We start from the raw sequence: 26,373 nt of genomic DNA on the forward strand, positions 1-26,373 counted from the left end.
TTACAGATGCTGTTCAGTAGCGCGGATCTGCCGGTATTCATCTTGACGTTCGTCAGTGATGTATTCCGGAACAGGGAAGTCCCACCAGCCTGGTACCCAAGGGCCAGCTGCGTCGCGGTCGGTTGGAACTTCGATCAGACAAGCTACGTTGGAGTCCAGGGCCTCTTGCAGAATCGGCTCAAGCTCCTCGTTGCTGTTGACCTTGAAGGATTTCAAACCGAACGCATTGCCGAGCGCCTCAAAATCAGGCGAGTAAGGTTCGCCATCAGGTGTGGTGAACTCACTGCCCAAGTGACGGCTGGTCTGCTTACGCTGGCCGCCACGAATGGACATGTAGCCTGCGTTGTTCTGGATGATGAAAATCACCGGAATATCATTGGTCTTGCAGATAGCGATTTCCTGAGAGTTCATCAGGAAGTCGCCATCACCCAAGATACAAACGACGGGTTGGTTCGGGGCTGCAAGCTTGGCACCGATAGCTGCCGGCACAGCCCAACCCATGGACGAGAACCCGCCCGAGGTCAGGTGGGTGCGCGGCTGGTAAACCGGGAAAGTCTGCTTAACAGCGCCCTGAGTGTTGCCCGAACCTACGACGACGATGGTGTCACGCGGGAATACCTTGCGTAGTGCACCAAGTGGGCGTTGAGAGGTGAAAGGGAAACGATCGGAATCGCGGCGGCCGGCCAGCTTGGATTCCCACTCATCCTGAGCCTGCTTGAGATCAGCCAAATACTCAGTTCGATCAACCGAATCCTTAGACAGCTCAACGACGATGTGGGCGAGAGCGTATTTGGCGTCGGAAACAATCCCTACCGCAACAGGGTAGTTTTTGCCGATCTCGTGCGGGTCGATGTCAATGTGAATCAACCGACCTGGTGGGATCGAGAAGGTAACGCCCTTGGCATAACTGGAGGAAGACCAGTCAGTAAAGCGGCAGCCAACTGCAAGGATGACGTCGGCAGAGGATGCAATCGTGTTACCACACAATGTGCCAGTCTGACCAACGCTGCCTGCAAACAGAGCGTGATCTTCTGGGAAGCCACCTTTGCCGTTCCAGGTGGTTACAACTGGGATCTTCCAAGCTTCAGCCAGGGCAAGAACTTCTTCGTGAGCTTCGCCAGTGATGACGCCACCACCAATCACGATTACAGGCCGTTTGGCTTCGCGCAGCACTTCAGCAGCACGCCTTACAGCCTCTGGGTCAGGGAACACCTTACCAACAGGGATTCGCTGGGCGAGATCATGCAGAGTTACCTCGGCAGCTTCAGCCTGGACGTCCATTGGGATTTCAATGTGCACAGGGCCTGGGCGACCGGTCAGCATAGAGCTGAACGCACGGTGCATGATGAACGGCATTTCTTCGGTGCGGGTTGCGACCCAGTGACGTTTCGAGACTGCTTCAGCGATCTTCGGAAAGTCGTTGTCGGTATAGCGCTCCAACTCTTGCAGCAGGCCGTGTCCACGCATATGAGTGGGTGGCCCACCGGTGATGAGCATGCAGCTAGTGGAGTCAGTGTACGCCGTCGCCATACCGATCACGGTGTTGGTTGCGCCCGCACCGATCGAAGTAACTGCGGCCATCGGTTTGCCGGCGACGCGATAGTAACCATCGGCAAGGTGAACAGCACTTTGCTCGTGGAATACTTGGATGAACTTCAACTTGGACTCTTCTTCCAAGAAGGCGTCCATAAGAGTCCAGATACCGTGGCCCGGAATACCGGCCACGTACTCAACGCCATAATTTTTTAGCGTTTGAGCAACAACCTGACTGGCTGTTAATTTAGGCATGCTAAAGCACTCCCTAGTTTATGAAGACGATGTTGGGCACCCGCCTCAAATAAGACGGGTTGAGTTTCTGCGACTTTCTACTTCCTTACTTGCGGGCAGCCCATTCCAGGCCTTGTTTAGTTAGGCGGCGAATATTAGGGTCTGCCAAATTGCTAGTGTCATGACCAACCGAGTGGTAGAACACTCGACCTTCACCCCAGTTGCGTACCCATGCTACTGGACTGCGATGACCCTTGAGCCATGGCATGGGATTACCGTCGAACGTCGTTTCGGCCAATACGTGGATGTTAGGATCCACCTGCATGTAATATTGTTCAGAGCGAACTTCGAAATCTTCCACACCTCGAGTAACTTCGTGGTTTTTGTCCACAAAGTTGACCATGTATGGATGGGGATAGCCTTCACCAGCTGGATGTTCCAGGAAGGATCCGCCTAGCATGAAGTGGTATTTGAGGCTTCCGCGGAAGGCAGCGCCAGCGCCGTGCCAACCAACGAGGCCTACACCGCTTTCTACCGCTTCAGATAAATGACGCTCTTGGGATGCCGTCAAGGTTTCGGTAGTTACAGCATTGTTCCAGCCGATGATGATGACATCATAACCTTTGAGGTCTCGATCTAAAGTGAAGATGTCAGTTGACTCTTCTACGTCCCAGTTTAACTCCTTGTAGAGCTCACGCGCCCAAGCAGCAATTTCATAGGGAAAATGGCCTGGCCAGCCGCCATAAAGATAAAGTGCACGCGTCACGGTATACCTCCACTTCTCTGTAGTAGTGAGTTCTTCGCTCATTTATAAAGCGCGCACGAAGTTTCACCATGCGTGCGCGCAGAAAGCTGCGTTACCACCTTAGTAGGCGATAAAAGTAATCTGGGCAGTTATTTCGCAGAGGCGTAGTCAACTGCTGACTGTGTACCCGGAGCTAGCGATGGGAGTAGTTTGTAGGATGTATTGAGCATTGCTTCTCCTGAGGCGCGGTGATTGCGCCATAGCTTGATCAAGCAAAGCAACGTTGCACTTTGCTGACGCCAGATAGCGCTCGATTTCACGAATGCAAATCCGAATGTAAGGGCAGGAAAAGCTGATAGTAAAAGTGACTGGCGACTCGTCTTGGCGCGAGGCGTCCAGCTAACCACGGCGTAACACCAGAGGGCTGGGTGATGCATCAAAGTGCTATCCATGGTTCACCTCATTATTTTTTTTGGTGATGGTTATACGTATAACCTTTGTGATCAAGATACCACCAGGTTGCTGGCTGTCAATACCCTTGTAAAAAACAGGGCAGCGACCATTCGTCCTGAATCTACAGCCAATTTTTTACATGTGATGGCTTGATCAATCACGCTTTACGAATAGCGTAAGCATGATTAAATATTTGATTTAAAAGGATAAAAATATAGAAATTCTTGCTTTTTATCTGCCGATTTATCGCATCGCATCCCTGGCTTCCTGATCATGCTAGGGGCCCGCAGGTCGCATTATTGAATCGCCGTTCATCGGAGGTTATACGTATGTGTTAGGCTTGCCGCAGAAGTCCTCCTATGGCACATTGCAACAGCGCTCATGGCCCCAGAGGGTAGGAGTCGCAATGGTAAAGTCTCGGTTTGCTAGGTGAGAGTGATTCAGTGCCTCATTCACAAAGTGTGTGATCCACTGCTCTGGGTTGGCCTCTAGTTTCAGAAATTGCCGGACGTCGGCCGCCTAAGCATTTGCTGACAAATGCCAAATTGATGATGGGTTGAACTGTGATGGTATCGATGAAGGATGTGGCCAAGGAGGCCGGCGTTTCCCAGCCCACTGTTTCGTACGCCTACAGTGGGTCGAGCAAAATTTCGGCCTCTCAGCGAGAGCACATTTTCTCTATAGCTGAGCGAATGGGTTACCCGGGGCCTAGCTTACGCGGTCAAAGCCTGCGTTCTGGGCGTGTTGGAGCAATTGGCCTCGTTGTCATGGATCAACTCTCGTATGCGCTTGAAGACCCTTGGGCCGTGTCATTGTTGAAGGGCATCAGCCGAGTAAACGAATTGGCGAACGTGGCACTGACCCTGTTTCCAATGAACAGCAAAAAGCTGGAGGAGGGCGGTCAAGAGGGGGCTGAATCTAATCTAGCCGTTCGTGGTTTGGTCGACGGTTTAATTGTTTCTACTTTGCCAGATGACCATCCTCTGGTTCCTTTCATCATCAAACGGCAAATTCCGCTTGTCGTTGTTGACTCACCAAAACTGCCAGGTATTGCATATGTTGGAATTGACGATCGTGCCGCAGCGAAGGCGCAAATGGAGCACATCGCTGAGCTTGGTCATCGACGCATTGGCATCCTTGTCGAGCGCTTACGGCCTGATGGTTACAAAGGTGCAGTGACTCGGGAGCGTTATCAGGAATCAACGGAAATGATCCAGCGCGAACGAGTCGCTGGCTACTTGGAGGGTGCTGCGGGCTTCGGACTGACCTTCGATGATCTGGAAATTATTGAAGCGGGCGGGTTCACTCAAGTGCTAGCAGAGGACGCGGCTCGTGTCCTACTCGGGCGCCAGGAGGTGACTGCAGTCATCGCGACTTCAGATGTGATGGCTCTAGGCTGTTTGGCTGTCGCAAAAGATCTTGAGTATCGAGTTCCTGAGGAACTGTCAGTGATCGGATTCGACGACATCCCGGATGCCGCTCGTTTTGATCTCACGACTATCAGGCAGCCATTGATTGAGAAAGGGGAGTGGGCGGCTCGGGTGCTTACCGAAATCATCGAGGCAGGGCCAAACTCTCGGTTAGAACCCCAAATCAAGCTTTACCCAACCAGGCTAATAGTTCGAGGCACAACCGCTAAGCTCAGCTAAGTCGATCTCTTCAACAATCTTGGAAAGTATTGCTACTGGGTACGTCATTAATGTTTTCTTACCTCGCCCCCTAATACTACTTGGGGGCGCCGGGTGTGTTTGCTCGTCACAAGGCTTGATCAGATGAATAGTATGGAACAGTCCTTCTTTACGTCTAAGACCCTATCAGCGTCGCGACTTACTTTTTTCCTCGCTGGAGTGGGAATGGGGGCTTGGGCGCCTCTTGTTCCGTTCGCTAAGGAAAGAGCTCAGATAGGTGAGGCGGAGTTAGGTTTACTGTTGCTATGTCTCGGTACAGGATCAATGTGCATGATGCCCTTTGTGGCGCGTCTCGCAAATTTCATTGGCTGCCGAAGGACTGTTTATCTGGCAAGCGCATTCACGGCCATTGCCCTCATTGGCTTATCTACCGCTACCTCATATTGGATGTTATTGGCGTTTCTGCTTTTGTTCGGGGCAGCTGTCGGTACTGCAGACGTTAATATGAACCTACAAGGATCCTTGGTCGAACGGCATCATGGCAAGCAAATGATGTCTGGCTTTCATGGGTTGTTTAGCGTAGGGAATATTGTGAGCGCTGGCGCAGTAAGCCTACTGCTTTGGCTTGGTTTAAGCCCTGTCGAATCAATCGTTGCCTTGATATTAGGAGGTGCGGCTGTGATTTTAAGTTATGGCCGGCACATGCTTCCATTCGCCGAGTTAGAGGGCGCACCTGCTAAAGCCAGGCCTACGAGGCTGGTGCTGTTACTTGGGATACTCTGCTTCATTGCATTTCTGGTAGAGGGTTCCATGCTCGATTGGAGTGCTGTGTATCTAACCTCCAGCCGTGATGTCCAGCCGAATGTGGCAGGAGTCGGTTATGCGGCCTTTTCTGTGACAATGGCCCTGGGACGCCTTTCAGGCGATTGGGTTGTCAACAGGCTAGGGTCTCGTGCCGTGTTGTTCTGTGGCAGTCTGTTAGCAATGGCTGGGATGGCTTTAGCGGTAAGCGTCAATCACTGGTTGATATCGGTCATTGGATTTGTCTTGGTGGGAGCAGGTATCTCAAATTTGGTACCAATTTTTTGCTCCAAGGCCGGCCATCAAACTGCACTGCCAGTCGCCCAAGCGCTCGCAATTATCAACGCTATTGGTTATATGGGTATTTTGATGGGGCCAGCAGCCATCGGATTTGTAGCACATGAAACATCGCTGGGCTTCTCTCTGCTGCTGACAGCGTTTTTATTGCTGCTTGTTATGGCCAGCGCAAAGGTTGCCTCCTATCCCAAAGCGTGACCAGCCGCATCCTCACTTATGTTAATTCGAATGTTCTTCTCCAGGGCTTCACTGTGGAGCATCTGATTAAAGCCGGCAGTGTGCTAAGAGCACAGACGGTATTGATTAATCGACTGCTAAATCCATCTTGAGTGCGTCTAACTACGTCAAGAGGATATCGGGTGCGACATTTGCCAACTGTTGTGATGTTAATAAGATGACAAGCTTCGACGCCAGATGTCTCTTTGTGTCGCGGGCGTTGAGCTGTTTACCTGTCCCTTAACGGGGCAGGCGCTAGGTTCCATTTTCATCACTTCAATGTTTTATGGAGATCGCGATGACTGCCACTAACGACATTTTACGAATAGGCTTGCAAGAGAGCTCGCTAATTTTTGAAAGCTTCGATGCTCAGATGGCATGGGAGTTGGGATCAAGCTTGAAAGCGCTCTGCGAGCAGCGAGGTTTGGCCGTTACAATTGAGATTCGAATCGCCCGCGAAACCATTTTTTTCTATGCGATGCCAGGCACGGCGCCGGAGAATGCAGACTGGGCTAGACGCAAACGCAATACTGTTGAGTTGATGAACCGTAGCTCATATGGTGTCGGTCTTTCGCTGCAAGAGTCCGGTGATTCATTAGAAGCGATGATGGGGCTCCCATTACGTGATTACTGTGTTCATGGTGGCGGCTTCCCTATTCAAACGAGGAGCAGCGGTTACGTTGGTGTTGTGACCATATCAGGGCTGCCAGAGCGCGAAGATCATGAGATCGTGGTAGAGATCCTGGCGGGCATGTGCGGCGTCTCGATTGCGTCTATCAAATTTGATACTTGAGCTCTTCAATTGGCGGGAATACGTTTGAACCCTTTGTGAGGCGGCCTGCTTGATCGTGCAGCGCTCACTCGAGCTGTCTGTTATGCCACCCCTTCAACAGATGTCTGGTGGCGCCAACTGCACGATCTCACTCGCTCGCTGCGTTGGCAGCCGCATCAGCACATCTTTGTTGGCTGGACGCTTACAGTTTAAATAGGACGTTGCCTGGACTGAGTTCGCTTCATGTCGAGCAATTTCGTCTAGTGAATCATCCTATCTTGTTAGCCACTACAGAGTGCGGTCTCCAAAAGCAAAAAAGGCTAGGCGAGTTACGTGGACTCACCTAGCCTTTCCTTATTGCTCGCTTAGATCAAAGCGCAGGTTCACCGTAGCCAACGTGCTTGCCGCCATAGCGACGTACACGGATATTGGCTTGCTCTGCATGGCCAACGAATCCTTCCATAAGGCACAGGCGCGAGCAGTATTCACCGATCAGAGTCGACGCCTCGTCAGTTACCACGCGTTGGTAGGTGCAGGTCTTAATGTACTTGCCTACCCACAGACCGCCGGTGTAACGCGCAGCTTTGTTGGTAGGAAGGGTATGGTTGGTACCAATGACTTTATCACCATAGGACACGTTGGTACGGGCGCCTACGAACAGTGCACCGTATGTGGTCAGGTTCTTCAGGAAGTAGTCGTCGTCCCGAGTCATGATCTGCACATGCTCAGACGCATAGTCATCGGAGAGCTTGGCCATTTCCTCAAAGTTTTCGCAAAGGATGATCTCGCCAAAGTTGTCCCAGGCTTGCCTTGCGATTTTTTCGGTCGGCAGCTTCTGAAGCAGACGCTCGACTTCTTTCAGAGTGTCGAGAGCCAACTCGCGTGAGGTAGTCAGCATCACTGCTGGCGAGTCTACCCCATGCTCGGCTTGACCGAGCAGATCCGTGGCGCACAGTTCGCCGTCGACCGAATCGTCGGTGATCAGCAAAACTTCAGTCGGGCCAGCAAACAGGTCAATGCCGACGCGGCCGAAGAGCTGACGCTTGGCTTCAGCGACGTAAGCGTTACCTGGGCCAACAATGATGTCTACTGCTTTAACGCTTTCGGTGCCCAGAGCCATGGCTGCTACAGCCTGAATGCCACCGAGGCAGTAGATATTATCTGCACCGGCCAAGTGTTGTGCGGCGACGATGTACGGAGCGGGTTTGCCCATGAACGGTGGGGCGGCAGTGGTAATGTTAGGCACGCCCGCGGATTTCGCGGTTACGATGGACATGTGAGCCGAAGCGAGCAGTGGATATTTGCCACCTGGGACATAGCAACCAGCAGCGCTTACGGGGATGTGCTTGTGACCAAGGATTACCCCTGGAATGCTTTCGATTTCAACGTCCAGCATGGATTTACGCTGGGCATCTGCAAAACGACGAACTTGTTCCTGGGCAAAAATGATGTCGTCATATTCGCGCTGAGTGAGTTTGGATACGGTCTCTTCGACTTCGGCGTCAGTCAGCCGGTAATCCGCGCGATCCCAATTGTCGAACTTAACCGATAACTCGCGGACGGCAGCATCACCACGGCGTTCGATGTCGAGGAGAATGCGGGAAACATCAGTCTTAACCTGCTCATTGCGCTCAACCTGCTGTTCAGTAGGTTTTGCTTTCTTGATCCACTCGGCCATATATCACCCGGTTTAAAGCGCAACTGGCATAGGTCAATTGCGAGAGTTAGGAACCATCTATGTATTTGATGGGATGCAACGTACGGTTCCAGCCAGCTGACGTGGTGATAACCGTTTGGTTGCTAAGGGCCAGTTTACGCTTGGGTGTGGCGCAGACAATTTCTCAATGCCACTCGATGTGACGCACTGTGACGCACTTTATGTGCGTAGCTGAACCGCTATGACGCATGTTTCGCTGTTCTTGAGTCGGAAATAACTTTTTCTGAGCTAGAAGGGATTGATGGTTGCCGTACCAGAACCGAGATAGTCTGCTACTTCCTTCGGTATCGAGGGGTCGTCGGGCGATAGAACGGTGGCCCGCTTAATATGCGCTTTGGTAATTAAGCCTTTGGAAACAAAATGCATGGCCACTTTTGCCGCTACCGGCTGACGTACCATTGTGGCTGCAATTCCGCTAGTTACTCCGAAAACGTACTTTTTAGCGTTCCGACTAACTGCTGCTAAATTGCTAAAGGTCAGCTCATTTTTTTGAATGGTTTCAAAGTCAATCGAGAAAATTCTACCGGCGATAAGGAACGTCAGGCCGTGATATTTAAAGTGGTAGTCAATTTTCCCGCTGCCATCCTGGTTTGGGAATCTCTCCACGTAGTAATGCATAAGAATATTGTTGCGTTCATATATGCAATAAATTGATCTAACGATTTTTCCGTTGTAGATAGATGAGTATTGGTATCTCTCGTATACGCCAACTAGCTCTGAATGATTGGTTTCGCCTCGATGTACGAGTTCATTGATGAACAAGAGCATTTTCGGAGCTTGGATCAAATTCCTAAAAATGTGAAAGTGTCCACCTTCCATCATCGATCGAAAGTCATTTGGGTTGGAATTAAGTATGTCGACACTCAATCCAAAAAAACTGGCAATCGCCCGAAGATTGGCTTTCGATGGAACATGTGTACCAGCAAGGTACTTATTGAACTGTTGGCGATTTATTCCTATGCGGCGACACATTTCCGAAACAGTGCCCACCTGCTCGCATAACATTTTCAGGTTTTCTTGAAAATTATCGTCGTTATCCATGAGCAGCTTCGTCAGAAATTCAAGGATTCAGTCTATGGTTGTTCGTTTTTTCGAGCAAGGCCGTTAGACGTGACAAGACAGCAAAGTCGCAATGAATACGTCACGGATGCCGATGCCCCGTCGCAGGGATGGGGCACCGGGTGAGCCGATCTAAGCAGGCATCAAAACAAAGCTATTAGGCTTCATGTTCAGCGCAACGCTCGTGCCGGGTGCGAGAGTATGACTACCAGGAGTAGGAAGCTGCTGGCATTTCAAGTCCAAAGTGCCGCCAGCAACCGTCACTCGGTAGATGACACGATTGCCGATGAAGGACGTGTCTTTAACCTCGCCGACGCAATGACTGGACGAAGCATCCGCGCTAGGGGTGATCGAAATGGTTTCTGGTCGTATGGAAACGCTCACAGCACCGTCTTTGGGAAGTGAGTGCCCATTCACCACAAAATTACCGAAGGGGAGGGAGAGTTTGCCTTCATCTTGTGAGGACTGTTGATACTCACCTTCGATGATGTTGGTATCACCAAAAAACTTGGCGGCAAATAGTGTCTTAGGCTTCCAATACATGTTCTCAGGCTCGCCAATCTGCTCAATACCACCTTTGTTGAGCAGAACTACACGATCGGACAAGATCATGGCCTCATCTTGGTCGTGAGTAACGTACACAAACGTCGTGGACGTTTCCTCATGGATGCGCTTGATCTCATTGAGCATATGATGGCGAATCTTGAGATCAAGTGCTGCTAGGGGCTCATCCAACAGCAATACTGCCGGACGATTGACTAGCGCTCGGGCCAGGGCGACACGTTGAGCTTGTCCACCACTGAGCTCTGTGATCCAACGGTTTTTGTAGCTTTCGAGTTGCACCAATTCAAGCGCCTTGTTCACCTCGGCGTTGATTGTTTCCTTCGGTACTTTTTTCAGCCGAAGGCCAAAGGCGACGTTGTCGAACACGTCCAAATGCGGGAACAAGGCATATTTCTGAAATACCATGTTCACCGGACGCTGTTCAGGTGCTAGTCCTGTCGAGTCCTTACCATCGATGAATACCTTGCCAGTCGTAGGTGTCTCGAAGCCGGCAATAATTCTCATCAGCGTCGTTTTACCGCAACCACTAGGGCCAAGGAGGGTGAGAATTTCATTCTTGTTGATAGTCAGGTCGAGGGGGCTAAGGGCGCTGAGGTTGCCATAGCTTTTGGAGATGCCTCGGAGTTCAATGCTGTGAATAGTCATGATCGTATATCCCAGATAATTAGGTGCGTTCGAGTTCAAGCTGGCGACGGCGGAATTTCATTACGAAGCCTGCCAACGCAATAATCAGGAGCGTCAAAACCAACATCGCAACGGATGCAGCGTTGATGGTCGGGTCAACGGTTCGGCGGATCATGGAGAGGATCAACAGTGGCAGAGTCGAATCCGTTCCAGTGACGAAGACTGTTATGAGGAACTCATCGAGGGAAAGCGCAACGGCCAATATGGCTGCCCCTAGAATTGTCGGGCGAATGATTGGGAACGTAACCAGCCGAAAAGCGGTTAACGGGCTTGCACCAAGATCCCGAGCGGCCTCTTCCAACGATAAGTCGAAATATCCTAGGCGGGAGCGAACGGATTCGACAAAGAAGGGGAATGTGAAAAGCGCGTGCCCGATAGTGATGGTGATCAGCGACCGTGGAAGGCCTATCAGTGAGAATAGGATCACCAACGCGATCCCGAGGAACAGGCCTGGCAGGGCAATCGGAACAAAATTGAGGAATGAGAATATCTGTTTGAAACGACCTTTCATCCGCATCAAGGCTAAGGCCGAGCATGTGCCTAAGACTGTTGTGATCAAGGTGGACGCTATGGCCACGATGACGCTATTTAAGAGGGCTGTGCGAAAGTCATAGCTGGTGAAGATAGCTTCATACCAACGCAGAGAAAACCCTTCAAAGGGGAAGGATAATGCCGGCGTAGAATGGAAGCTGAACAGCGTAATAAGCACTATGGGGGCGTAAAGGAATAACATGTAGGTATAGGTAAAGAGCCGAGTCATGACCATGTTCTCCAGTCGGTTAGTGATAGCGCTTGCCTGGCGCAAGCTTCAGCAGTCGTAGGCTTACGAGCAGCGCTACGTAGACGGCCATGAAAACAAGCAGTAGAACGAACGCCATCGCAGCACCGAGCGGCCAGTTCCCGGTAGTTCTAAATTGGTTTGCGATCAATAAGCCCGTGGTCATCGCGTCTCGCCCGCCTAAGAGTTGTGGCGTGACATAGTCAGCTGCCGCGAGAACGAAGGTGAACATAAAGGAACTGACGATGCTTTTATGGGCCATCGGGATGATGACTTTGGTTAGCGCACTAAAATGGCCACCACCTAAATCTGCACATGCCTCAAGATAATCTTTCTTGATATCACGAAGCCCTGATACAAGTAGCAGGAGAGTGAACGGAAGCATGATATGCACAAGAGTTATAATGACTGAGAATTTGCTGAAGACTAACCATTCCAGAGGTTGGTCTATCACTCCCCACTGCATCAGTGAGCTATTGATAAGCCCCGTAGACCCCAATATCGTTCTCCAGGCAAATACACGCACCAAATAGCTCGAAAACCATGAAACCAATGCAAGATACAAGACAGCATTGCTTTTTGTTTTATAAACGATGTAATAGGCGACAGGAAAACTTAGAACTGTCGAGAAAATAGCTGTCCAAAATCCATTCTGAAGAGAGAGCCAAATAGAGTCGTAAAAGCCCATGTTGGAGAGGGCTCGGGCGTAGTTGCTGATCGTCGCAGCGGGTACCATGCTGAAGGGTCTAGACAACCAGAAACTAGAAATCAGAAGCAATATTGAAGGGATAATGAAAAATACTACTAAAAATACAAGCGGTGGTGCGCTCAGGAAATATGGCGTCCAAGCCCTTCGATCTTTGGTTTTATTGGCTATGGGCTCTAGTGTGTTGCCATAGCCTGATTCTGGCTTGCTTTCATTTGCCACGTTCATCGCATTAATACCATTGTTGCGTGGTTAGTTCGCTCGGAAAAGCCATCTCACTGAGTGAGAGGTAATCCGTAAGCCCAATCTAGGTGTTCGGACTGATCGGAAACAATACCGATCAGTCCGTTGGCACTTAGACAGATCCTTTAAAGGTTGCCCACTGATCAACCCATTCCGAGTAGGTTACATATTTATCGGAATCGATCGGTGGTACGCCATAAAGTTTAGATTTAGCGAATAGCGCATCTAGGTCACGGTACAAAAACACGTCCTGCAGTTCTTGCGAGAGCATTGGAATTGCTTTCTTGTTGGTCACAGCAGCAAACATGCCAGTAGCCATTTCAGCTTGAACCTTTGGTTCAAGCAGTTTGTTCGCGTATTCCAAGGCGAGGGGGACGTTCTTTACTGTCTTAGGCAGGAACATTGCGTCGCACCACAACGCTACACCTTCTTTTGGGATCGCAAGTGCTGTATTGACACCACGCTTGGCGGTTTCAAACGGGCCGTAAGCCGATAGCGAGAAAACCGCATCCACCTCACCCGAGGTAAGCAACGAGACAGCATCCCCTACGGAGGAGGCAAATACACGGCACTGATCACGGTAAGGCTGCATTTTTTCGAATGCATCTTTGAATTCCGCATGCGTCAGGTTCGGATACTTCTCTCCGTAACCAGCAAGGATTGCGATCAGGCTCCAGGTGGAGAGCCCGTCATCGACGAATGTCAGCTTGCCTTTGAGTTTCGGATTCAGAAGATCTTTATACTCGGTTGGCTTCGCGAGCTTATCGACGTTGTAGACGATGGTGTTCATGCCCCAAAGCAAAGGGATGCCCCATTGCTTACCGTCCCAATACCAGCGTTTTCCCTGATAAAAAAGAGGGATAGTGCTATCCGCTGAATAATTGGGGATCTTGGACATATCGATCGGCGAGAGGATGCCCATCTCGTTGTAGATTGTCTCGTATCCGAGTGCGTACATCGCCAAATCTAGCTGTACAGGATCACTCCCTGCTAACCGCGCGGTAATGTCGTCTTGGGTGCTGGCGTAGCTCGACCTTACTGTCACGCCGTTCTGCTTGCGCCACTCTGCAAGCTGGGCATCGCCCGTCTCACCTTCCCACCCGAGGAACTCGAGCTGGCCACTTGCGGCCATACCGCTGGGGCTAAATGATCCAAAGTAGAGACCTGCAGCGGTTGCAGCCGTCCCCAACAAAAAGGAACGACGCTTGAGCTGTACATTGAACAGGCCACTTTCGATGGACGACTCTGGATTTTTATTCATTTTGTGCTCCATACCACACCCCTCTGATTAACAACGTTCGGACGATCGACTACGTGTTTCCTGGGTGCGGATGTGCACGCGCAGGGAACAGGAATTCGCACGGCATGATTTCGCCGAGTATTTCCATTTGAAATTGATTGGCAGATAGAAGTGTGAGCTAGAGCCTCTTAAGGCTATAAACCTCTGTGGATAGTAGCTGGAATTCCAGCGCGCTGGAGCGATTGGGATTGGGAGCCTAGGTCGTGCATCGCCGATAGATGCTACGTGTCTTGTAAGGCTTCTCGCTTATCGCAAATCGACAGCTGTTTTTGTTTTAGTTGGCCTGAGTATTCGCCTCACCAATTGCGCAATCAAGTTCGCAATTGTTGTTCACATGGCGCAGTGTGACGCACATCTTGTGCTCAGCCTTCGCACGTGAGATCTGTTCTCAAGATAGTCGCGCTAATAGCGGGGGATGGCCTCAGATTTTGCTTGCTGGCTTATAGCTTGATTGAAATTGCCATCGCCTGGTTTTTCCCGGTGCTTGGAGCAGCCGCGGCTACGCTGCGTAGCCACTGCAAAAAAAACGACGATTTGATGGATTGCGTCAGGTAGCGTCAGAAGGGCGTGCCTATGAGAAATTGTAGGGCCGAATTTCGCACTCTAGTCTCCCTCGCCTTCAAGGGCATACGTTTACACACTTGTTTTTAGGCCATATCCGATCAGATTAGCCGCGCCCAGAGCGGGAGCTAACGGTGTTTACGTGGGGAGGAAGTTGATGGACAACACTTTAAGCATGGAAGAGAAAGTAACCTCTAGTAGGCATGGGGGGTTATCGAAGGGGTTGAGCAGTAAGCAGATCACGATGATTTCTATCGGTGGGGTGATCGGTGCTGGCTTCTTTGTTGGATCTGCAAGCGCCATCAGCGCTGCAGGGCCTGCGGTGTTGATCTCGTTTGGGATCGCCGCAGTGTTGGTAATTCTTGTAATGGGGATGCTTGCAGAACTGGCTACTGCTAATCCCGATACTGGATCATTCTCGACCTATGCCCAGGACGCCATGGGGCGTTGGGCTGGATTTTCCATCGGTTGGCTTTATTGGTGGTTTTACGTTTTGGTGATACCTCTTGAAGCCATCGTCGCTTCGGACATCCTTGGTGGTTGGCTTGGCGTACCGTCGATGGCTGTCGGGGCTGTTTTGATCATAACGTTGACCTGCACCAATATCCTCAGTGTTAAGAATTTCGGGACTCTCGAATATTGGTTCTCACTTATAAAGGTGGTCACCATTTTGGGTTTCATTGTTCTTGGCGGGCTGGCGATCGCAGGTCTACTGCCTTCATCAAGTGCCTCGGGTGTAGGGCATCTATGGTCTGACGGAGGGTTCGCACCGACTGGTTTGCCAGGAATCGCATCGGCACTTGTGTTGGCATTATTTAGCTTCACAGGGATGGAGATCGTAACAATCGCAGCGGCAGAGTCTGAAGATCCTCGGGCCAACATTCGTCGAGCAATCAAGTCAGTAGTATGGCGAATGCTGATTTTCTACTTCGGCTCGATTTTTGTGATCGTCAGTTTGGTAGCCTGGAACTCACCGCGACTTGAAGTAGGTTCATTTCAATCTGCCCTTGAAGTGATGGGTATCCCGGGCGCTGCAACCATCATTCAGGCGGTCATTCTCGTCGGTGTGGCGAGTACTCTTAACTCCGCCATATTTACTGCATCCCGTATGGGGTATTCGTTGGCGATCCGTCGTGATGCTCCGCGCTCGTGGGCGAGTACCAGTGCTGCTGGGGTTCCTAAGGTGTCGGTGCTATACGCCAGTGCCGGTGCGCTGATTCTGCTTGTCGCGAATTACACGCTACCGCAATCCGTACTCGTTCCTCTCATTGCAACTATTGGGACTATCGCGTTGGTGATGTACTTAGTCATCGCAATCAGTCATGTAATTCTTAGGAAGCGCGCTCAGATTCAAGGTCGCGAACTTTTGGTTAAGTTTCCAGGTTTCCCTTTGCTGTCATATCTTACAATTTTAGCGATAGTGGCTTTTCTTGTGGTGATGGCTATCGTCCCAGGGCATCAAACCGAATTGGTGGTCTCTGCGATCCTTACCGTCGCTCTTGTAGTTGTGGGTGTAATCCTGCAAAAGAGGGACGCTTAAATAACGATCTGCTTGGTTGAACCAGTCATCTCTTCATGATTGGTCACCCTCCTTTGCCCATCCTCGGATGGGCTTTTTTGTGGGGGAGTGAGCAACCAGAAGTGAATAGCATTACCTTGCCGACTGGTTCCAAAGCATCAATCACGTTGCCCCCAACGTCACCCGATCCACGCTGCTTGATCCAGGGTGTGATCACCACCATGGCAGCATCGAGTGCGAACTGGATCTCGGATAACATCACATCTTCTCGCTGAATAGAGGTATCGACCGATGTCCATTGGCCTAGATGAAATTGCTGAGTATGAATCCTTCGCTGAGCAGCTAGCCGATGCTGCCGCCGCGGCTATTCAGCCGTACTTTCGCGCAAATCTTGATGTTGAAGATAAGGGCGGTCGAGTGTTCGACCCGGTTACCTTGGCCGACAGGGCTGCTGAGCGAGCCATGCGCGAACTGATCCAGGATCGGTATCCCGCACACGGAATCCTCGGTGAGGAGGAGGGCTCAGTCGTAGGTAGCAGTGAGTTGATTTGGGTGCTTGATCCCATCGACGGTACCAGAGCTTTTATTACCGGCTTACCACTATGGGGAACACTGATCGCTCTCAACGATGGTCAGCGTCCTGTGCTCGGAGTGATGAATCAGCCGTTCACTGGCGAGCGCTACATAGGCACTCCGGATGGTGCCTGGCGCAATGGCACGAAACTGCAGACACGCTCATGCCAAGGTCTTTCCTCAGCCACATTGATGTGCACCACGCCAGATATGTTCGACACCCCCGTGCGTCGAGAGGCTTTTCAATCTGTGGCAAGTCAGGCGAAGTTGGCTCGCTTCGGTGGTGATTGCTATGCGTACTGCATGCTCGCCTCAGGTTTCGTTGATGTGATTGTTGAGGCCAATCTGCAGCCCTACGACGTACAGGCCCTGATACCGATTATCGAAGGTGCCGGTGGGGTGATTACCGCCTGGGATGGCAGCACCGCTCAGAATGGCGGGAGTGTCGTTGCTTGTGGTGATCCTGTATTGCATGCCCAGTTGGTGGGTTTGCTCAGGCACGCAATCTGATTTGCGTAGTCTTTCCTTTGGGCCAATGAGGCCTGGCTATTATCTAGTTTTCTGATGCAGCAGGAAGCCAGTCAAAAAGCTGCTTAATTGAGATGCACCAAGTATTCGAGTATTGGCGTGCTTTCTGGCTTCCGCAGATTTTGGTCGGATGAGATTGGTCGCATGTCACCATAATAGTTTGTGCCTGCGATGATTAAGTGGCTGAAGCCTATTGATGCAAGACAGGCACCAAAACATCACCACTGACTTGATGCAGAACCTGCGTCTTTTAAGCCAGGGTAATCATCGAGCGCGAGGATAGGTTTGCCATCGTCCACCTGATCCTCCTTGGGTTTATGCATCACTCCGGCTTCAGCATCAGCACGCATCTGTTCTAGCTCTTTGTGGAATGCCTTGTCCTGAACCGTTGGCTTGCTGATGTAGGGCTTCAGCTCAGGGTCACGTTGCGCTGCATAAGTCGTTACCGCGTCTGGGTCGTGCTGTAGCTTTTCTTGAATTTGAGCCTCGAGCATTGCACGAAGCGCGTCTTTATCTGGGCGAGTTAGCAATTTCTAAGTCCTATCGATAAACCATCAGCCAGTAATCGACTGAGCAATTGGCCGGCTAGTAAAAAATGAAGTCGACATGTCGAGAATCTGGGCTGCAGTGCATTCGCCCGGGTTGCAGGTCGAGCGGGGCGCATAATCAATTTCTGCCAACATGGTGAAAGTGTCAAATTGGGTACATGCCTTGGTTAAGCCCGTAGTCGGCAGGGACGTAGGCATTGAGAGCAGGGCAGGAAATAAATCGCTTCTTTGCGGCGTATGCCGCGGCTAGATGTTTCTTTAAGCAACCTGAAAACCAGATCGGATTGTCGACGTACCTAGAGTTGAGCGAAGGACATCTTTAGGTTACCCAAGTCGAGGCCAGGTCACTCCGGCGCCATCAACAGCGCCAAAGGGAGCACCTACCAGGCTGCTGTACGCGCACTCGCGTTTAAGTGGATTCGGATTCTGTATCGGTGCTGGCAGACCAGGACGCTCTACGATGAAACCACCTATTTGAATGCCTTGAGGAAGCGTGGTTCACCGCTCCTGAAGAACCTCGATTTTGGTTGACTGAGTTCCTCAGGGCGTGAAGCTGCCGGTCAGAAGCGGCAGAGTTCGGCAATTTGTTGCCCTCCAAGACCGGCAGAAATCGTCCAACTAATGCCCGTCAATATTTGCAGTAACCAGGCACTGACCAGTGGATGGGAGACGTCTGCCTTGATATCGTCAGCTTCAATCCGGTTGTTGTCCAAACCGGAGCCACGACTGAACGTGAAGCGACAGGACTGGGTTGTTCAAGTAAACGCATCAAAACTTCTCACGAAGATTACGCATTGCGACGCTGTTCCTATCTGTGTCGTCAGGCAGAAGCTTTTCATCAATGATGCCTTCGATTCTTACGCCCGACTCTACTTTTTGAATGAGTTCCAGGATCGCAACTCTCATGAACCAGTGAGGCGTTCGGTCAAGATTTTCGGCGGCCATTTTCAGGCGGTTCTGTGTTTCAGATTTCAATTTGACACCAAGGGTCGTTGTGGTCATTTCAACCTCATCTGTTCTTCAATATCGAATTCATCAGAAGTGACGGCTACGTCTGTACTCACAACAACTGTGAGGCCAGGCGTAGACCTCAGAGATCACCTTGCAGGTGCCCGATGATTTTCCCGATTTTGCAGAATCACGCTCGCTTCTTCTGTGAAACCACTGATTCCGGAATCAGTCGAGCAAACAAGTCTTTAGGGTCAGTGAGTTCCGGTACCAACTCGATGGTGCTACCGATATCAAACTCCCGGGCGACCTCCAGCACATAACGCAGTGCCGAATAGTCCTCCAATGCAAAGCCAACCGAGTCGAACAGCGTGACATCCGCGGCATTTTCGCGACCGATGATCTCGCCGTTCACGACACGCCAGAACTCGGTGACCGGTGAATCTGCGGGCATTTGCTGAATTTCGCCTTCGATACGACTCTGCGGTTCGTACTCGACGATAACCCGGGACATTTCGACAATTTCACGCTGCAGTTCAGTCTTGCCAGGGCAGTCGCCACCCACCGCATTGAGGTGCATGCCGGGCTCTATCATTTCTGGTGTCAGGATGGTCGCGTAAGCTTTATCGGCTGTTACGGTCGTCACGATATCGGCACCGCGAACGGCTTCAGCGGCGGAGCGGGAAACCACGATCCGCAGTTCAGGATATCCCTTGAGATTGTTCGCCAGTTTTTGGGTGGCGTGCGGGTCGATATCGAACAGGCGGATCTCGTTGATACCCAGCATCTTATGGAAAGCGATGGCCTGGAATTCGCTTTGTGATCCATTACCGATCAGTGCCATGGTGCGCGAGTTAGGTCGGGCCAAGTAGCGAGCGGCCAGCGCTGAAGTGGCTGCGGTGCGAATCGCCGTGGTCAGCGTCATCTCGCTGAGCAATACGGGTTCACCGGTTTCGACATCACCGATCGCACCGAACGCCATGACCGTCAGCATCCCGTTCTGGGTGTTTTTGGGATGGCCGTTGACATACTTGAAAGCGTACAGCGAGGCGTCTGAGACTGGCATCAGTTCGATAACGCCTTCGGCCGAGTGATTGGCCAAGCGTGCGCATTTTTCGAAGTCATTCCAGCGAAGATAATCATCGCGAATATATTCGGCCATCTCGCAAAGAAAGGTACTGAGACCTTTGCGCGAAACCAGTTGGCTAAGGTCATTTACATCGATATATCGAGTCATCTCGTTACTCTCGGCAGCAGGTGAAAGTGGTTAACTTGATTTTTCAGGCACAACCCATCGCGCAGCCGTCAACGCTGCACTTATGAAAGCGCTGATTATTCGTTCGAAAGTTACCGCGCTTTTTAAGACTAGATATCCTTTGATAAATGCAAGCTCAATCCCTTGCGGTTAAGTATCCAGAGATAAACCAGCCCAACGATGATCCAGATAAAGCCCAATTTTTGCGCTTGAAGTCCCATGTTATACATGATCGCGAAAGTAATAATTAAACCCATCAGCGGCGTTATCAGGTGACGCCAGAAGGCGCGGGATTTCATGCGGCGCCAGTAATAGTTGATCACCGTGACATGAAGAATCATGAAGCCGCTTAGGGCGCCAAAGTTAACCAGTGAAGTCAATGTATCTACGGTATCGATGAACAGGTAGCAAATGACCATCGACAGCACCGCAACCAGATAAATGCTCACATAGGGTGTGCTGTATTTAGGGTGAACCTTGGCCAGAATCCTGGGCAGTTTTCCGTCACGCGCCATCCCGAACAGCAATCGCGAAACCGCGGCTTGAGAGGTTATGGAGACTGCGACGCCCCAAGCGAGGGCCGTGGCAATTGCAGTCAGCGAAGCCAGCCAACTTCCTCCGGCAATCTCGGCGATCTCATAGAAAGCCGAATCAGCTGATGTAAAACCCATACCTTTCGCCAGATCCGCGGCCAGCCAGGTCTGCGCGACGAAGATGCCACCCATCACCAGCAAACTGATCAACGCCGCCCGGCCCACGGCGCGGCCAGCGTCCCCCTTTGTTTCTTCCGCCAGCGTGGAAATGGCATCGAAGCCAAGGAAGGAAAGAACCGCGATCGAGACCGCCTGCATCATCAACGAGAAACTGAAGGTCTCGGGGTTGTACAGCGGCGCCAGCGTTAAGTGTCCGTTACCGGCCCCTGACTGTAAGGCGTTCCAGCCACAGGCCAGGAAAATGCCGAGAACGATCAGTTGTGCCAGTAAGAAGATGATGTTCATCCGGGCGGTGAATGTCATACCCCGCAGGTTGACCAGCGTGGCACTGATCAGGAATGCGATAATGAAGCCTGCCTTCGGAATGGCGGGATAAAGGTGGTTCAGGGCGATTGCCGCGTAGATGTACAGCAGCGGCGGAATCAGCAAGTAGTCGAGTAATAACAGCCAGCCGGCGACAAATCCGGCATTGGGGTGCAAACCACGTTGGGCGTATGAATAGACCGACCCGGCGATGGGAAAAGCGCGTGCCATGCTGCCGTAACTCAACGCCGTGAACAGCATGGCAACCATGCCAATGATGTAAGCCAGTGGCACCATCCCAAGCGCTTCGCTGTTCACATACCCATAGACGCCAAAAGGCGCGATGGGAATCATGAAGATCATTCCATAAATGACCAGATCAGCTAGTGACAAGCTGCGTTTGAGTTCTTGTTTATAACCAAAATCTTCAATAGCCATGATTTGGTACTTCCGTATGCAAGTTAGGCGGAACTTCAGCCATTCAATGAGAACGGCTGAAGTTTTTTGAACCTGGCAGGTTAAAAGACGCCCAAGCGGTTTTTTATAGTTGTATTACCGATTTAACAAGCAACAGCCTTTACAGCAGTGGAGCCAGATAGTCCGACCATGACTGAACAGCGTCCGGTTTTTTTAGTAAATCGTTGCGTACTTCAATGAGTGCCGCGTCAATGCCCCGTCGATCGCCGTGAAAAGGTACGGTCATGTCTTCAAATGCGTTGATCTCGTAGGGTTGGTTGCCGGCAACCCTCAGGTCGTGCGCAGCTAGGCCATGAATCAACGTTTGCGCGTAGGCATGGGCACGGTCAAACAGAATGCCGACTTCAAGCGTCCGTGGCTGTCCGTAATAGACCGGCGTGAAGCTGTGGACGCCAACCACCCGCACTTCGCGACCCGCTGCCAATCGGGCGTCGATCAGTTCGCTCAACTTTCGATGAAAAGGCTCGAACAAACATGCTTGTCGATACTGTCGTGTCTTTTCATCGAGTTGTTGATTGCCCAGCACCTCGTAAATCTCACTGCGAACGGGAATGCTATCGGGCGCTTCGAGCGGTCGATTAAGGTCTATCAGAAGCCTTGAGTAGTTGGCGCAGATCAAGGTTGCGTTGAGCGCCTGCGACAAGCTTTCGGCCAGCGCCAATGCACCGATATCCCATGCGATGTGTTCCTTGGCTTCTTTATCGCTCAGTCCCAAATCAGCCAATTCGGCTGGAATGTACGCACTGGCATGTTCACAGACCAGTATGACCGGGTGTTCGGCGTTTTCCCGGCTAACTGAATAGACTGGCTTGTCGTACAGGCCCCATTCCGGCGTTTCAGTAAAGGCGCGCATAGTGTTCACACAGCTCAACTGGGCTCATATTCTCTGTCGACTTAAGCTCTTCTGCCTTCACGGCAAAGTAAGCATCGAGCAGTAACTTCGGCATTTGCTCGATCAGCTCCTTGCTATCACGCAAACTGGCCAATGCATCGTTCAGGGAACCGGGCAGGGCGACAATGTTTCGAGCCTGGCGTTGCTCTTCGCTCAGATCGTCCGGAGCTTCATCGGCCGAAGACTCCAGAGCCAATTTATGTTCGATACCCAATCTGCCTGCCATCAGTACCGTCGCCATGGTCAAGTGCGGCGACGATGTCGCGTCGAGTGGGCGAAATTCCAGGTTGTATTGCTTTGCCGGAGAGCGATTGCCGATGGTGATGGTCGGACATATGCGCAGCGAAGCTTCACGGTTGCGCTGGCCAAGGTTGGCATATGCCGCACTCCAGTGATGAGGCTTCAAGCGCAGATAGGAAATGGGGGTTGGCGCACTGAACGCACAAAGTGCCGGCAGATATTTCAGAACACCCGCTGCCCAGTGCCGACCCAATGCCGAAAGGCCATTGCTCTCCTGCGCGCTATACATAACGGGGTGTCCCGCCTGATCCTGCAAACTGATATGCAGATGCACACCGTTACTCACGCCATCGGGTTGGAGTTTGGGCGCGAAACTGATTTCCAGGCCCATCTGCCGGGCGATTTCGCGGGTGATTTCCCGCACGTTCACGGCTCTGTCGGCAGCGGCGACGCCCTGGATGGGACGGCAGGTGACTTCATACTGCGCCTTGCCGTATTCCGGCAAAAACATTTCCGGCTCAACCCCGGCGGCTCTCAGGGCGCTGAGCAACCAGCCTCCGAATGACGCCGCGTGATGCTGGGCTGCTAGAGAAAAGGCGTGGTGCGAGTTCGCCGTATCCAGGTAGCCCAGGTTGAACTCATGTTCGAACGCTGCCGTGACCTCAAGTCCCAAATCGTCGCGATAGCGCTGGATTTCGTTGCGCAACAACGTACGCGGACAGGCCGCCCAGGGCTGACCGTCAGTTTCACAGATATCGGCGTGGATAAAATCCAGGCCTGGCGCATTGGCGTCGGGGCCATTAGGTACGCGTACACGGCTACTCATGTCCGGAATCAGGCGCAGGTCGCCAAAGGATCCCCATGGGTTATCCGCCGCAACCAGACCCTGAGGCGTCAAGGCGCTATTGGCGGGAACCCAGCCACACCCGGCGACTTGATAGCTCTCCAGTTCGTCAGTGGGAAACGAGCGTCCGCGAGTGATGCCAACCAGGTCTGTCGTGACAATCGTTGTCATGGCCGTTGGTGCGACAGGATTTTTGCTTTCACTGGACAGGCTCATGCTCCCATCTCCTGCAAACGGTCGATGACAGTCTGGGTATCGGTGATCCAGCAGTAACCCTTGATCGCCTCCAGACAGGCCTGATGCCTTGCTGCGGTGTAGGTAGCGCAAGCATCTTCGACCAGAGTGACCAGATAGCCCCGATCGGCTGCGTCGCGAACTGCCATGTCCACACATTGGTCAGTAACGATCCCGGCGATGATCAGGTGGCGGGTCTCAAGATTGCGCAGCACATAGTCGATGTTGGTCGAGTTGAAAACGCCAGAAGAGGTCTTGGGCAGGACGATTTCGTTTTCAGAGATCGCGAGCTCATCAATGATACCGGCCTCGTAGCTGCCCTTGGGCAAATGCATATCCGACAACTTGTGATCCAGTGAGCGGTCACGACCATCGGCGGTCAGGCTCTCGATGATGGTGTGCAGCACATTTTGCCGGGCGCCACGCACTGCGTTGAGTAGCTTGATCTGGTTGGGTATCACCTGAGCCTTGGTTCGAGTCAGGAAATACTCCGCCTGCGGCCCTTGCAGATGCGGATCAAGCTGAGGGTCAAGCCAGGCACGTTGCATATCGACCAGCAGCAGCGCCGTGTGACCCTGGCTGAAAGGCAAATCACGCGGAGAGTTATGGGGAAGGCTGAACATTATTATTTTTCCTCCAGGAGATGAGCGGCGAATCCGGCGCGCAGCGAATCGATGGCTTCCAGGCGATCATTGAGGTTGGAGCTGCGTTGAGTCAGGGTGGCGATCAAAGCTTCGACTTGGGCGAGGGCCGGAACCAGCGTGTCGAAGGCGGATACCGATTCGACCGGAGCACTGATGATCAAGTCGGCCAACTCGCGCAGGGGGGATACATAGACATCGGTGAACAGAACAATGCGGGCGTTGCGCGCCTTGGCTGCCGTGGCGACGCGAAGTGCCTGGGTCTGGTAGCGGCGATAGTCGAAAAGCAGTACGACATCCTGCCGCTGAATGTCATACATCCGATCGGGAAGCTGAGCGTTGTCTTCCAGCGTATGACAGCCTGGACGCAACAAGCGCAAATGACTGACCAGATAGCCGGCGAGAAAGCTGCTGAGTCGACCGCCGAAGCAATAAATCTGATGGCGACTGTCAAGAATCCAATCGACAAGGACGCGTACATCTTCAGGCTGGGTCAATGCTTGAGTTTCTTGAAGTGTACGGCCGCTGTCCTGCAGGTAGAGAGTCCAGGCATCGTCCTGACTATGGTGAGCGCGGGGCTGAAGCAAGGTGATGGGCGAGCGTAGTCGCTGATCCATCTCACTAAGCAAGGCTTCCTGAAAGTCAGGGTAACCGGCAAATCCAAGCTTCTTCACCAAGCGCATGATGGTCGGGTCGCTGACACCGGCCTGTTCCGCCAGGCGGGCCATCGAGCCCAGTCCACTTCGTGGATACTGATCAAGCAAAACACGGATTACCTTGCGTTCCGAAGGGGTTGGCTTCAGAGCGGCATCGGTAATTTTTTCACGTAAATTCGTCATTGAATTGCCTTTTGAAGCGCTGTTGTTTTTATTACAGAACCAGCTGAATTAATCCTATATGTAGCGTATCAAACATGTCTAGTGTTTTCTGATCCGCTTGTCGTATTCACTACAGCAGTAAAAAATCGCTTGGATAGGGCGCTGCGGCGCGTTTCGATCCCGGCGCTTATAGAGACAAGCAGGTCACTGACCTCCCGGCCTGGGATAGCTGGCGTGCGCGACTGGCGATGGCCGATAGCTTTAGCGCAAGGGAGCAAATGGAAAGAGAAATCGCGAGTTGATGCCTGCCATGGGCTTATGAATACCCGGCATCCAGTCATCTTATGCAGTTTGGAAATAGGTATGGCTATTGGCTAGGAATTGAAATGCGCGACCGGCAGCTTTTGGCCGATTGTCGCCTGTGGCGGAGGGCAACAGCTCGTAGCGTTCTGTACGAAGCTCACGACTAAAGACGATCTATCAGGCCGGGGAAGAAACCGAGGATGAGTGTCATCGAGCTAACCACGAACGCCTTCAAAACGTACTTTCGAAACGGGAATCCATGACTGCGCTATAAGCATTCAGCAGTCCTACAAAGCCATCGGCGCTCGGCGTTCAGAAACGAATGGATCATAGGCTTAGGGACGCACGACCTACGCCACTCTGACGAGGAAGCTTGGCATTTAGGAGCGAACAGACAGCCTCTGCCTCGACCCTGGCCTTGAACACACCGTGCTTGCTAGCAGAGCCTCCCTCGACGAGATCTACAACCCGATATTGCTTGATGCCATCGTCCAGTCTGGTTGTTTCGATGACCCTGAATCTTGAATGCATGGTGCGTTCCCTGCTGAAACTGGTGCTTTAGGAGTACCGGTATGACTCCATGATTTCAACAATTATGCAGGACTGAGCTGAGACAATTTATGACAAGGCGCAATGATTCTCTGCGTGAGGACAGATACTTCGCGGGAGGAGGGAGGGGTAGGTTGTGTTCAAATCATTGTGTGCGAGTCATCGCATGCCCATAGCTAAGCTGCGGGGTGACGTAAATGGAGAGGTCGCTTCTTCGGGACAATGGGCCCGGCTCGCTGATCGAACACATTTATCCAAAGTCGTAGTGAAATATCAAAACGACGCTGGTAATGTCCTGGCCACGTTCGCCAAACCATGAAGGGATGGAGGCGAAAATAGAAGCCCTGGAGCCGCGAACCTCCGGGGCTTCGTTTTTTCTGCCCGGCAACCACGTAGGCAATCAGCATATAGCTTCACAGCGGGCTCACGAGACTGGCTGCGGCAGCGTGGTTTACCGGGTCGCACTTGTAGGCGAAAACTGATTGTGAGCCAGGCGCTATAGACGGCTTAAGCCCACTCGGTGAGCATTGGTTCGTCAGCGAGCAAAGTAATCATGAGTAGGTGCTTTAGCGTAGCAGCAGGAGATGCGATCAACGTCTTGTCGATTGGAAACCAGCAATCAGAAAACCAAGCGATGGAGTCAACCAGGACATGCACTGTTGTGAAGCTCTGTGCTTAACAATGTGCACCAGTCGGA

General features: G+C 51.9%; 22 protein-coding genes and 1 pseudogene. 7 read left to right on the plus strand and 16 right to left on the minus strand.

What is annotated here, in order from left to right; genetic code table 11:
- Both BJ917_RS23560 and BJ917_RS23565 read right to left on the minus strand, forming a co-directional pair.
- Positions 1 to 1,788 (minus strand): thiamine pyrophosphate-binding protein, encoded by a 1,788-nt coding sequence (locus BJ917_RS23560; RefSeq protein ID WP_121104796.1) that lies wholly within the window; start codon positions 1,786 to 1,788, stop codon positions 1 to 3.
- A gap of 85 nt (positions 1,789 to 1,873) precedes the next feature.
- Positions 1,874 to 2,533, minus strand: coding sequence for a ThuA domain-containing protein (locus BJ917_RS23565; protein ID WP_121104876.1), 660 nt, complete (start codon positions 2,531 to 2,533; stop codon positions 1,874 to 1,876).
- Between the two features lie 429 nt (positions 2,534 to 2,962).
- On the opposite strand from BJ917_RS23565, the gene BJ917_RS31925 reads away from it, so the two are divergent.
- The 4 genes from BJ917_RS31925 (at position 2,963) to BJ917_RS23580 (ending at position 6,700) form a co-directional block, all read left to right on the plus strand.
- Positions 2,963 to 3,118 (plus strand): hypothetical protein, encoded by a 156-nt coding sequence (locus BJ917_RS31925; RefSeq protein ID WP_158602489.1) that lies wholly within the window; start codon positions 2,963 to 2,965, stop codon positions 3,116 to 3,118.
- A 422-nt stretch (positions 3,119 to 3,540) separates the two neighbouring features.
- Positions 3,541 to 4,614 carry a LacI family DNA-binding transcriptional regulator gene (locus BJ917_RS23570; protein WP_256658569.1) on the plus strand — a complete coding sequence of 358 codons (1,074 nt, stop codon included), beginning with the start codon at positions 3,541 to 3,543 and terminating at the stop codon, positions 4,612 to 4,614.
- A 132-nt stretch (positions 4,615 to 4,746) separates the two neighbouring features.
- Positions 4,747 to 5,889 carry an MFS transporter gene (locus tag BJ917_RS23575; RefSeq protein WP_256658572.1) on the plus strand — a complete coding sequence of 381 codons (1,143 nt, stop codon included), beginning with the start codon at positions 4,747 to 4,749 and terminating at the stop codon, positions 5,887 to 5,889.
- Between the two features lie 316 nt (positions 5,890 to 6,205).
- On the plus strand, positions 6,206 to 6,700 hold the full coding sequence (locus BJ917_RS23580; protein ID WP_121104802.1) for a heme-degrading domain-containing protein: 495 nt from the start codon (positions 6,206 to 6,208) through the stop codon (positions 6,698 to 6,700).
- A 349-nt stretch (positions 6,701 to 7,049) separates the two neighbouring features.
- On the opposite strand, the gene hisD is transcribed toward BJ917_RS23580, so the two are convergent.
- From hisD to BJ917_RS23610, 6 genes are all read right to left on the minus strand, one after another.
- Positions 7,050 to 8,357: a histidinol dehydrogenase gene (gene hisD / locus BJ917_RS23585; RefSeq protein WP_121104804.1), complete on the minus strand. Its 1,308-nt coding sequence runs from the start codon at positions 8,355 to 8,357 to the stop codon at positions 7,050 to 7,052.
- A gap of 267 nt (positions 8,358 to 8,624) precedes the next feature.
- Positions 8,625 to 9,437 carry a helix-turn-helix transcriptional regulator gene (locus tag BJ917_RS23590; protein WP_121104806.1) on the minus strand — a complete coding sequence of 271 codons (813 nt, stop codon included), beginning with the start codon at positions 9,435 to 9,437 and terminating at the stop codon, positions 8,625 to 8,627.
- Between the two features lie 150 nt (positions 9,438 to 9,587).
- Entirely contained in the window at positions 9,588 to 10,664 is a 1,077-nt protein-coding gene (locus BJ917_RS23595) for an ABC transporter ATP-binding protein (RefSeq protein ID WP_121104808.1), read from the minus strand.
- A 19-nt stretch (positions 10,665 to 10,683) separates the two neighbouring features.
- Positions 10,684 to 11,463, minus strand: coding sequence for an ABC transporter permease (locus BJ917_RS23600; RefSeq protein ID WP_121104810.1), 780 nt, complete (start codon positions 11,461 to 11,463; stop codon positions 10,684 to 10,686).
- Positions 11,464 to 11,482: 19 nt separating this feature from the next.
- Positions 11,483 to 12,415 (minus strand): ABC transporter permease, encoded by a 933-nt coding sequence (locus BJ917_RS23605; protein WP_121104812.1) that lies wholly within the window; start codon positions 12,413 to 12,415, stop codon positions 11,483 to 11,485.
- Positions 12,416 to 12,542: 127 nt separating this feature from the next.
- Entirely contained in the window at positions 12,543 to 13,691 is a 1,149-nt protein-coding gene (locus BJ917_RS23610; RefSeq protein WP_121104813.1) for a PotD/PotF family extracellular solute-binding protein, read from the minus strand.
- Positions 13,692 to 14,448: 757 nt separating this feature from the next.
- Between BJ917_RS23610 and BJ917_RS23615 the strand changes: the two genes are divergently transcribed.
- A complete protein-coding gene (locus BJ917_RS23615) occupies positions 14,449 to 15,831 on the plus strand; it encodes an amino acid permease (protein WP_256658570.1) in 1,383 nt (460 codons plus the stop codon).
- A gap of 270 nt (positions 15,832 to 16,101) precedes the next feature.
- Positions 16,102 to 16,893: a histidinol-phosphatase gene (gene hisN, locus BJ917_RS23625; protein ID WP_121104817.1), complete on the plus strand. Its 792-nt coding sequence runs from the start codon at positions 16,102 to 16,104 to the stop codon at positions 16,891 to 16,893.
- 236 nt (positions 16,894 to 17,129) lie between these two features.
- Here the strand turns inward: hisN and BJ917_RS23630 are convergent, their stop codons facing one another.
- Positions 17,130 to 17,441 carry a hypothetical protein gene (locus tag BJ917_RS23630; RefSeq protein WP_121104819.1) on the minus strand — a complete coding sequence of 104 codons (312 nt, stop codon included), beginning with the start codon at positions 17,439 to 17,441 and terminating at the stop codon, positions 17,130 to 17,132.
- Between the two features lie 387 nt (positions 17,442 to 17,828).
- On the opposite strand from BJ917_RS23630, the pseudogene BJ917_RS32400 reads away from it, so the two are divergent.
- A pseudogene (locus tag BJ917_RS32400) lies at positions 17,829 to 17,990 on the plus strand (IS110 family transposase); the annotation flags it as partial.
- Between the two features lie 237 nt (positions 17,991 to 18,227).
- On the opposite strand, the gene BJ917_RS23640 reads toward BJ917_RS32400, so the two are convergent.
- The 7 genes from BJ917_RS23640 to BJ917_RS23670 all read right to left on the minus strand — a co-directional run bounded on the left by BJ917_RS23640 (position 18,228) and on the right by BJ917_RS23670 (position 24,845).
- Positions 18,228 to 18,461, minus strand: coding sequence for a hypothetical protein (locus BJ917_RS23640; RefSeq protein ID WP_111286226.1), 234 nt, complete (start codon positions 18,459 to 18,461; stop codon positions 18,228 to 18,230).
- Positions 18,462 to 18,597: 136 nt separating this feature from the next.
- A complete protein-coding gene (locus BJ917_RS23645) occupies positions 18,598 to 19,644 on the minus strand; it encodes an ornithine cyclodeaminase (RefSeq protein ID WP_121104821.1) in 1,047 nt (348 codons plus the stop codon).
- Positions 19,645 to 19,772: 128 nt separating this feature from the next.
- The gene (locus BJ917_RS23650) at positions 19,773 to 21,116 is read right to left on the minus strand and encodes an APC family permease (protein ID WP_121104823.1); all 1,344 of its coding nucleotides are present in this window, start codon (positions 21,114 to 21,116) and stop codon (positions 19,773 to 19,775) included.
- Positions 21,117 to 21,255: 139 nt separating this feature from the next.
- Positions 21,256 to 22,008 carry an N-formylglutamate amidohydrolase gene (locus BJ917_RS23655; RefSeq protein ID WP_121104825.1) on the minus strand — a complete coding sequence of 251 codons (753 nt, stop codon included), beginning with the start codon at positions 22,006 to 22,008 and terminating at the stop codon, positions 21,256 to 21,258.
- Complete coding sequence (locus BJ917_RS23660) at positions 21,992 to 23,347, minus strand: glutamine synthetase family protein (protein ID WP_111286234.1); 1,356 nt, start codon at positions 23,345 to 23,347, stop codon at positions 21,992 to 21,994. The genes BJ917_RS23655 and BJ917_RS23660 overlap by 17 nt, the downstream gene beginning before the upstream one ends.
- Complete coding sequence (locus BJ917_RS23665; protein ID WP_121104827.1) at positions 23,344 to 23,988, minus strand: isochorismatase family cysteine hydrolase; 645 nt, start codon at positions 23,986 to 23,988, stop codon at positions 23,344 to 23,346. The genes BJ917_RS23660 and BJ917_RS23665 overlap by 4 nt, the downstream gene beginning before the upstream one ends.
- Positions 23,989 to 23,990: 2 nt before the next feature.
- Positions 23,991 to 24,845 carry a MurR/RpiR family transcriptional regulator gene (locus BJ917_RS23670; protein WP_121104829.1) on the minus strand — a complete coding sequence of 285 codons (855 nt, stop codon included), beginning with the start codon at positions 24,843 to 24,845 and terminating at the stop codon, positions 23,991 to 23,993.
- Positions 24,846 to 26,373: the final 1,528 nt, after the last annotated feature.

Origin of the sequence: Pseudomonas sp. WPR_5_2, from assembly GCF_003634475.1 — a bacterium.
GTDB lineage: Bacteria > Pseudomonadota > Gammaproteobacteria > Pseudomonadales > Pseudomonadaceae > Aquipseudomonas > Aquipseudomonas izuensis.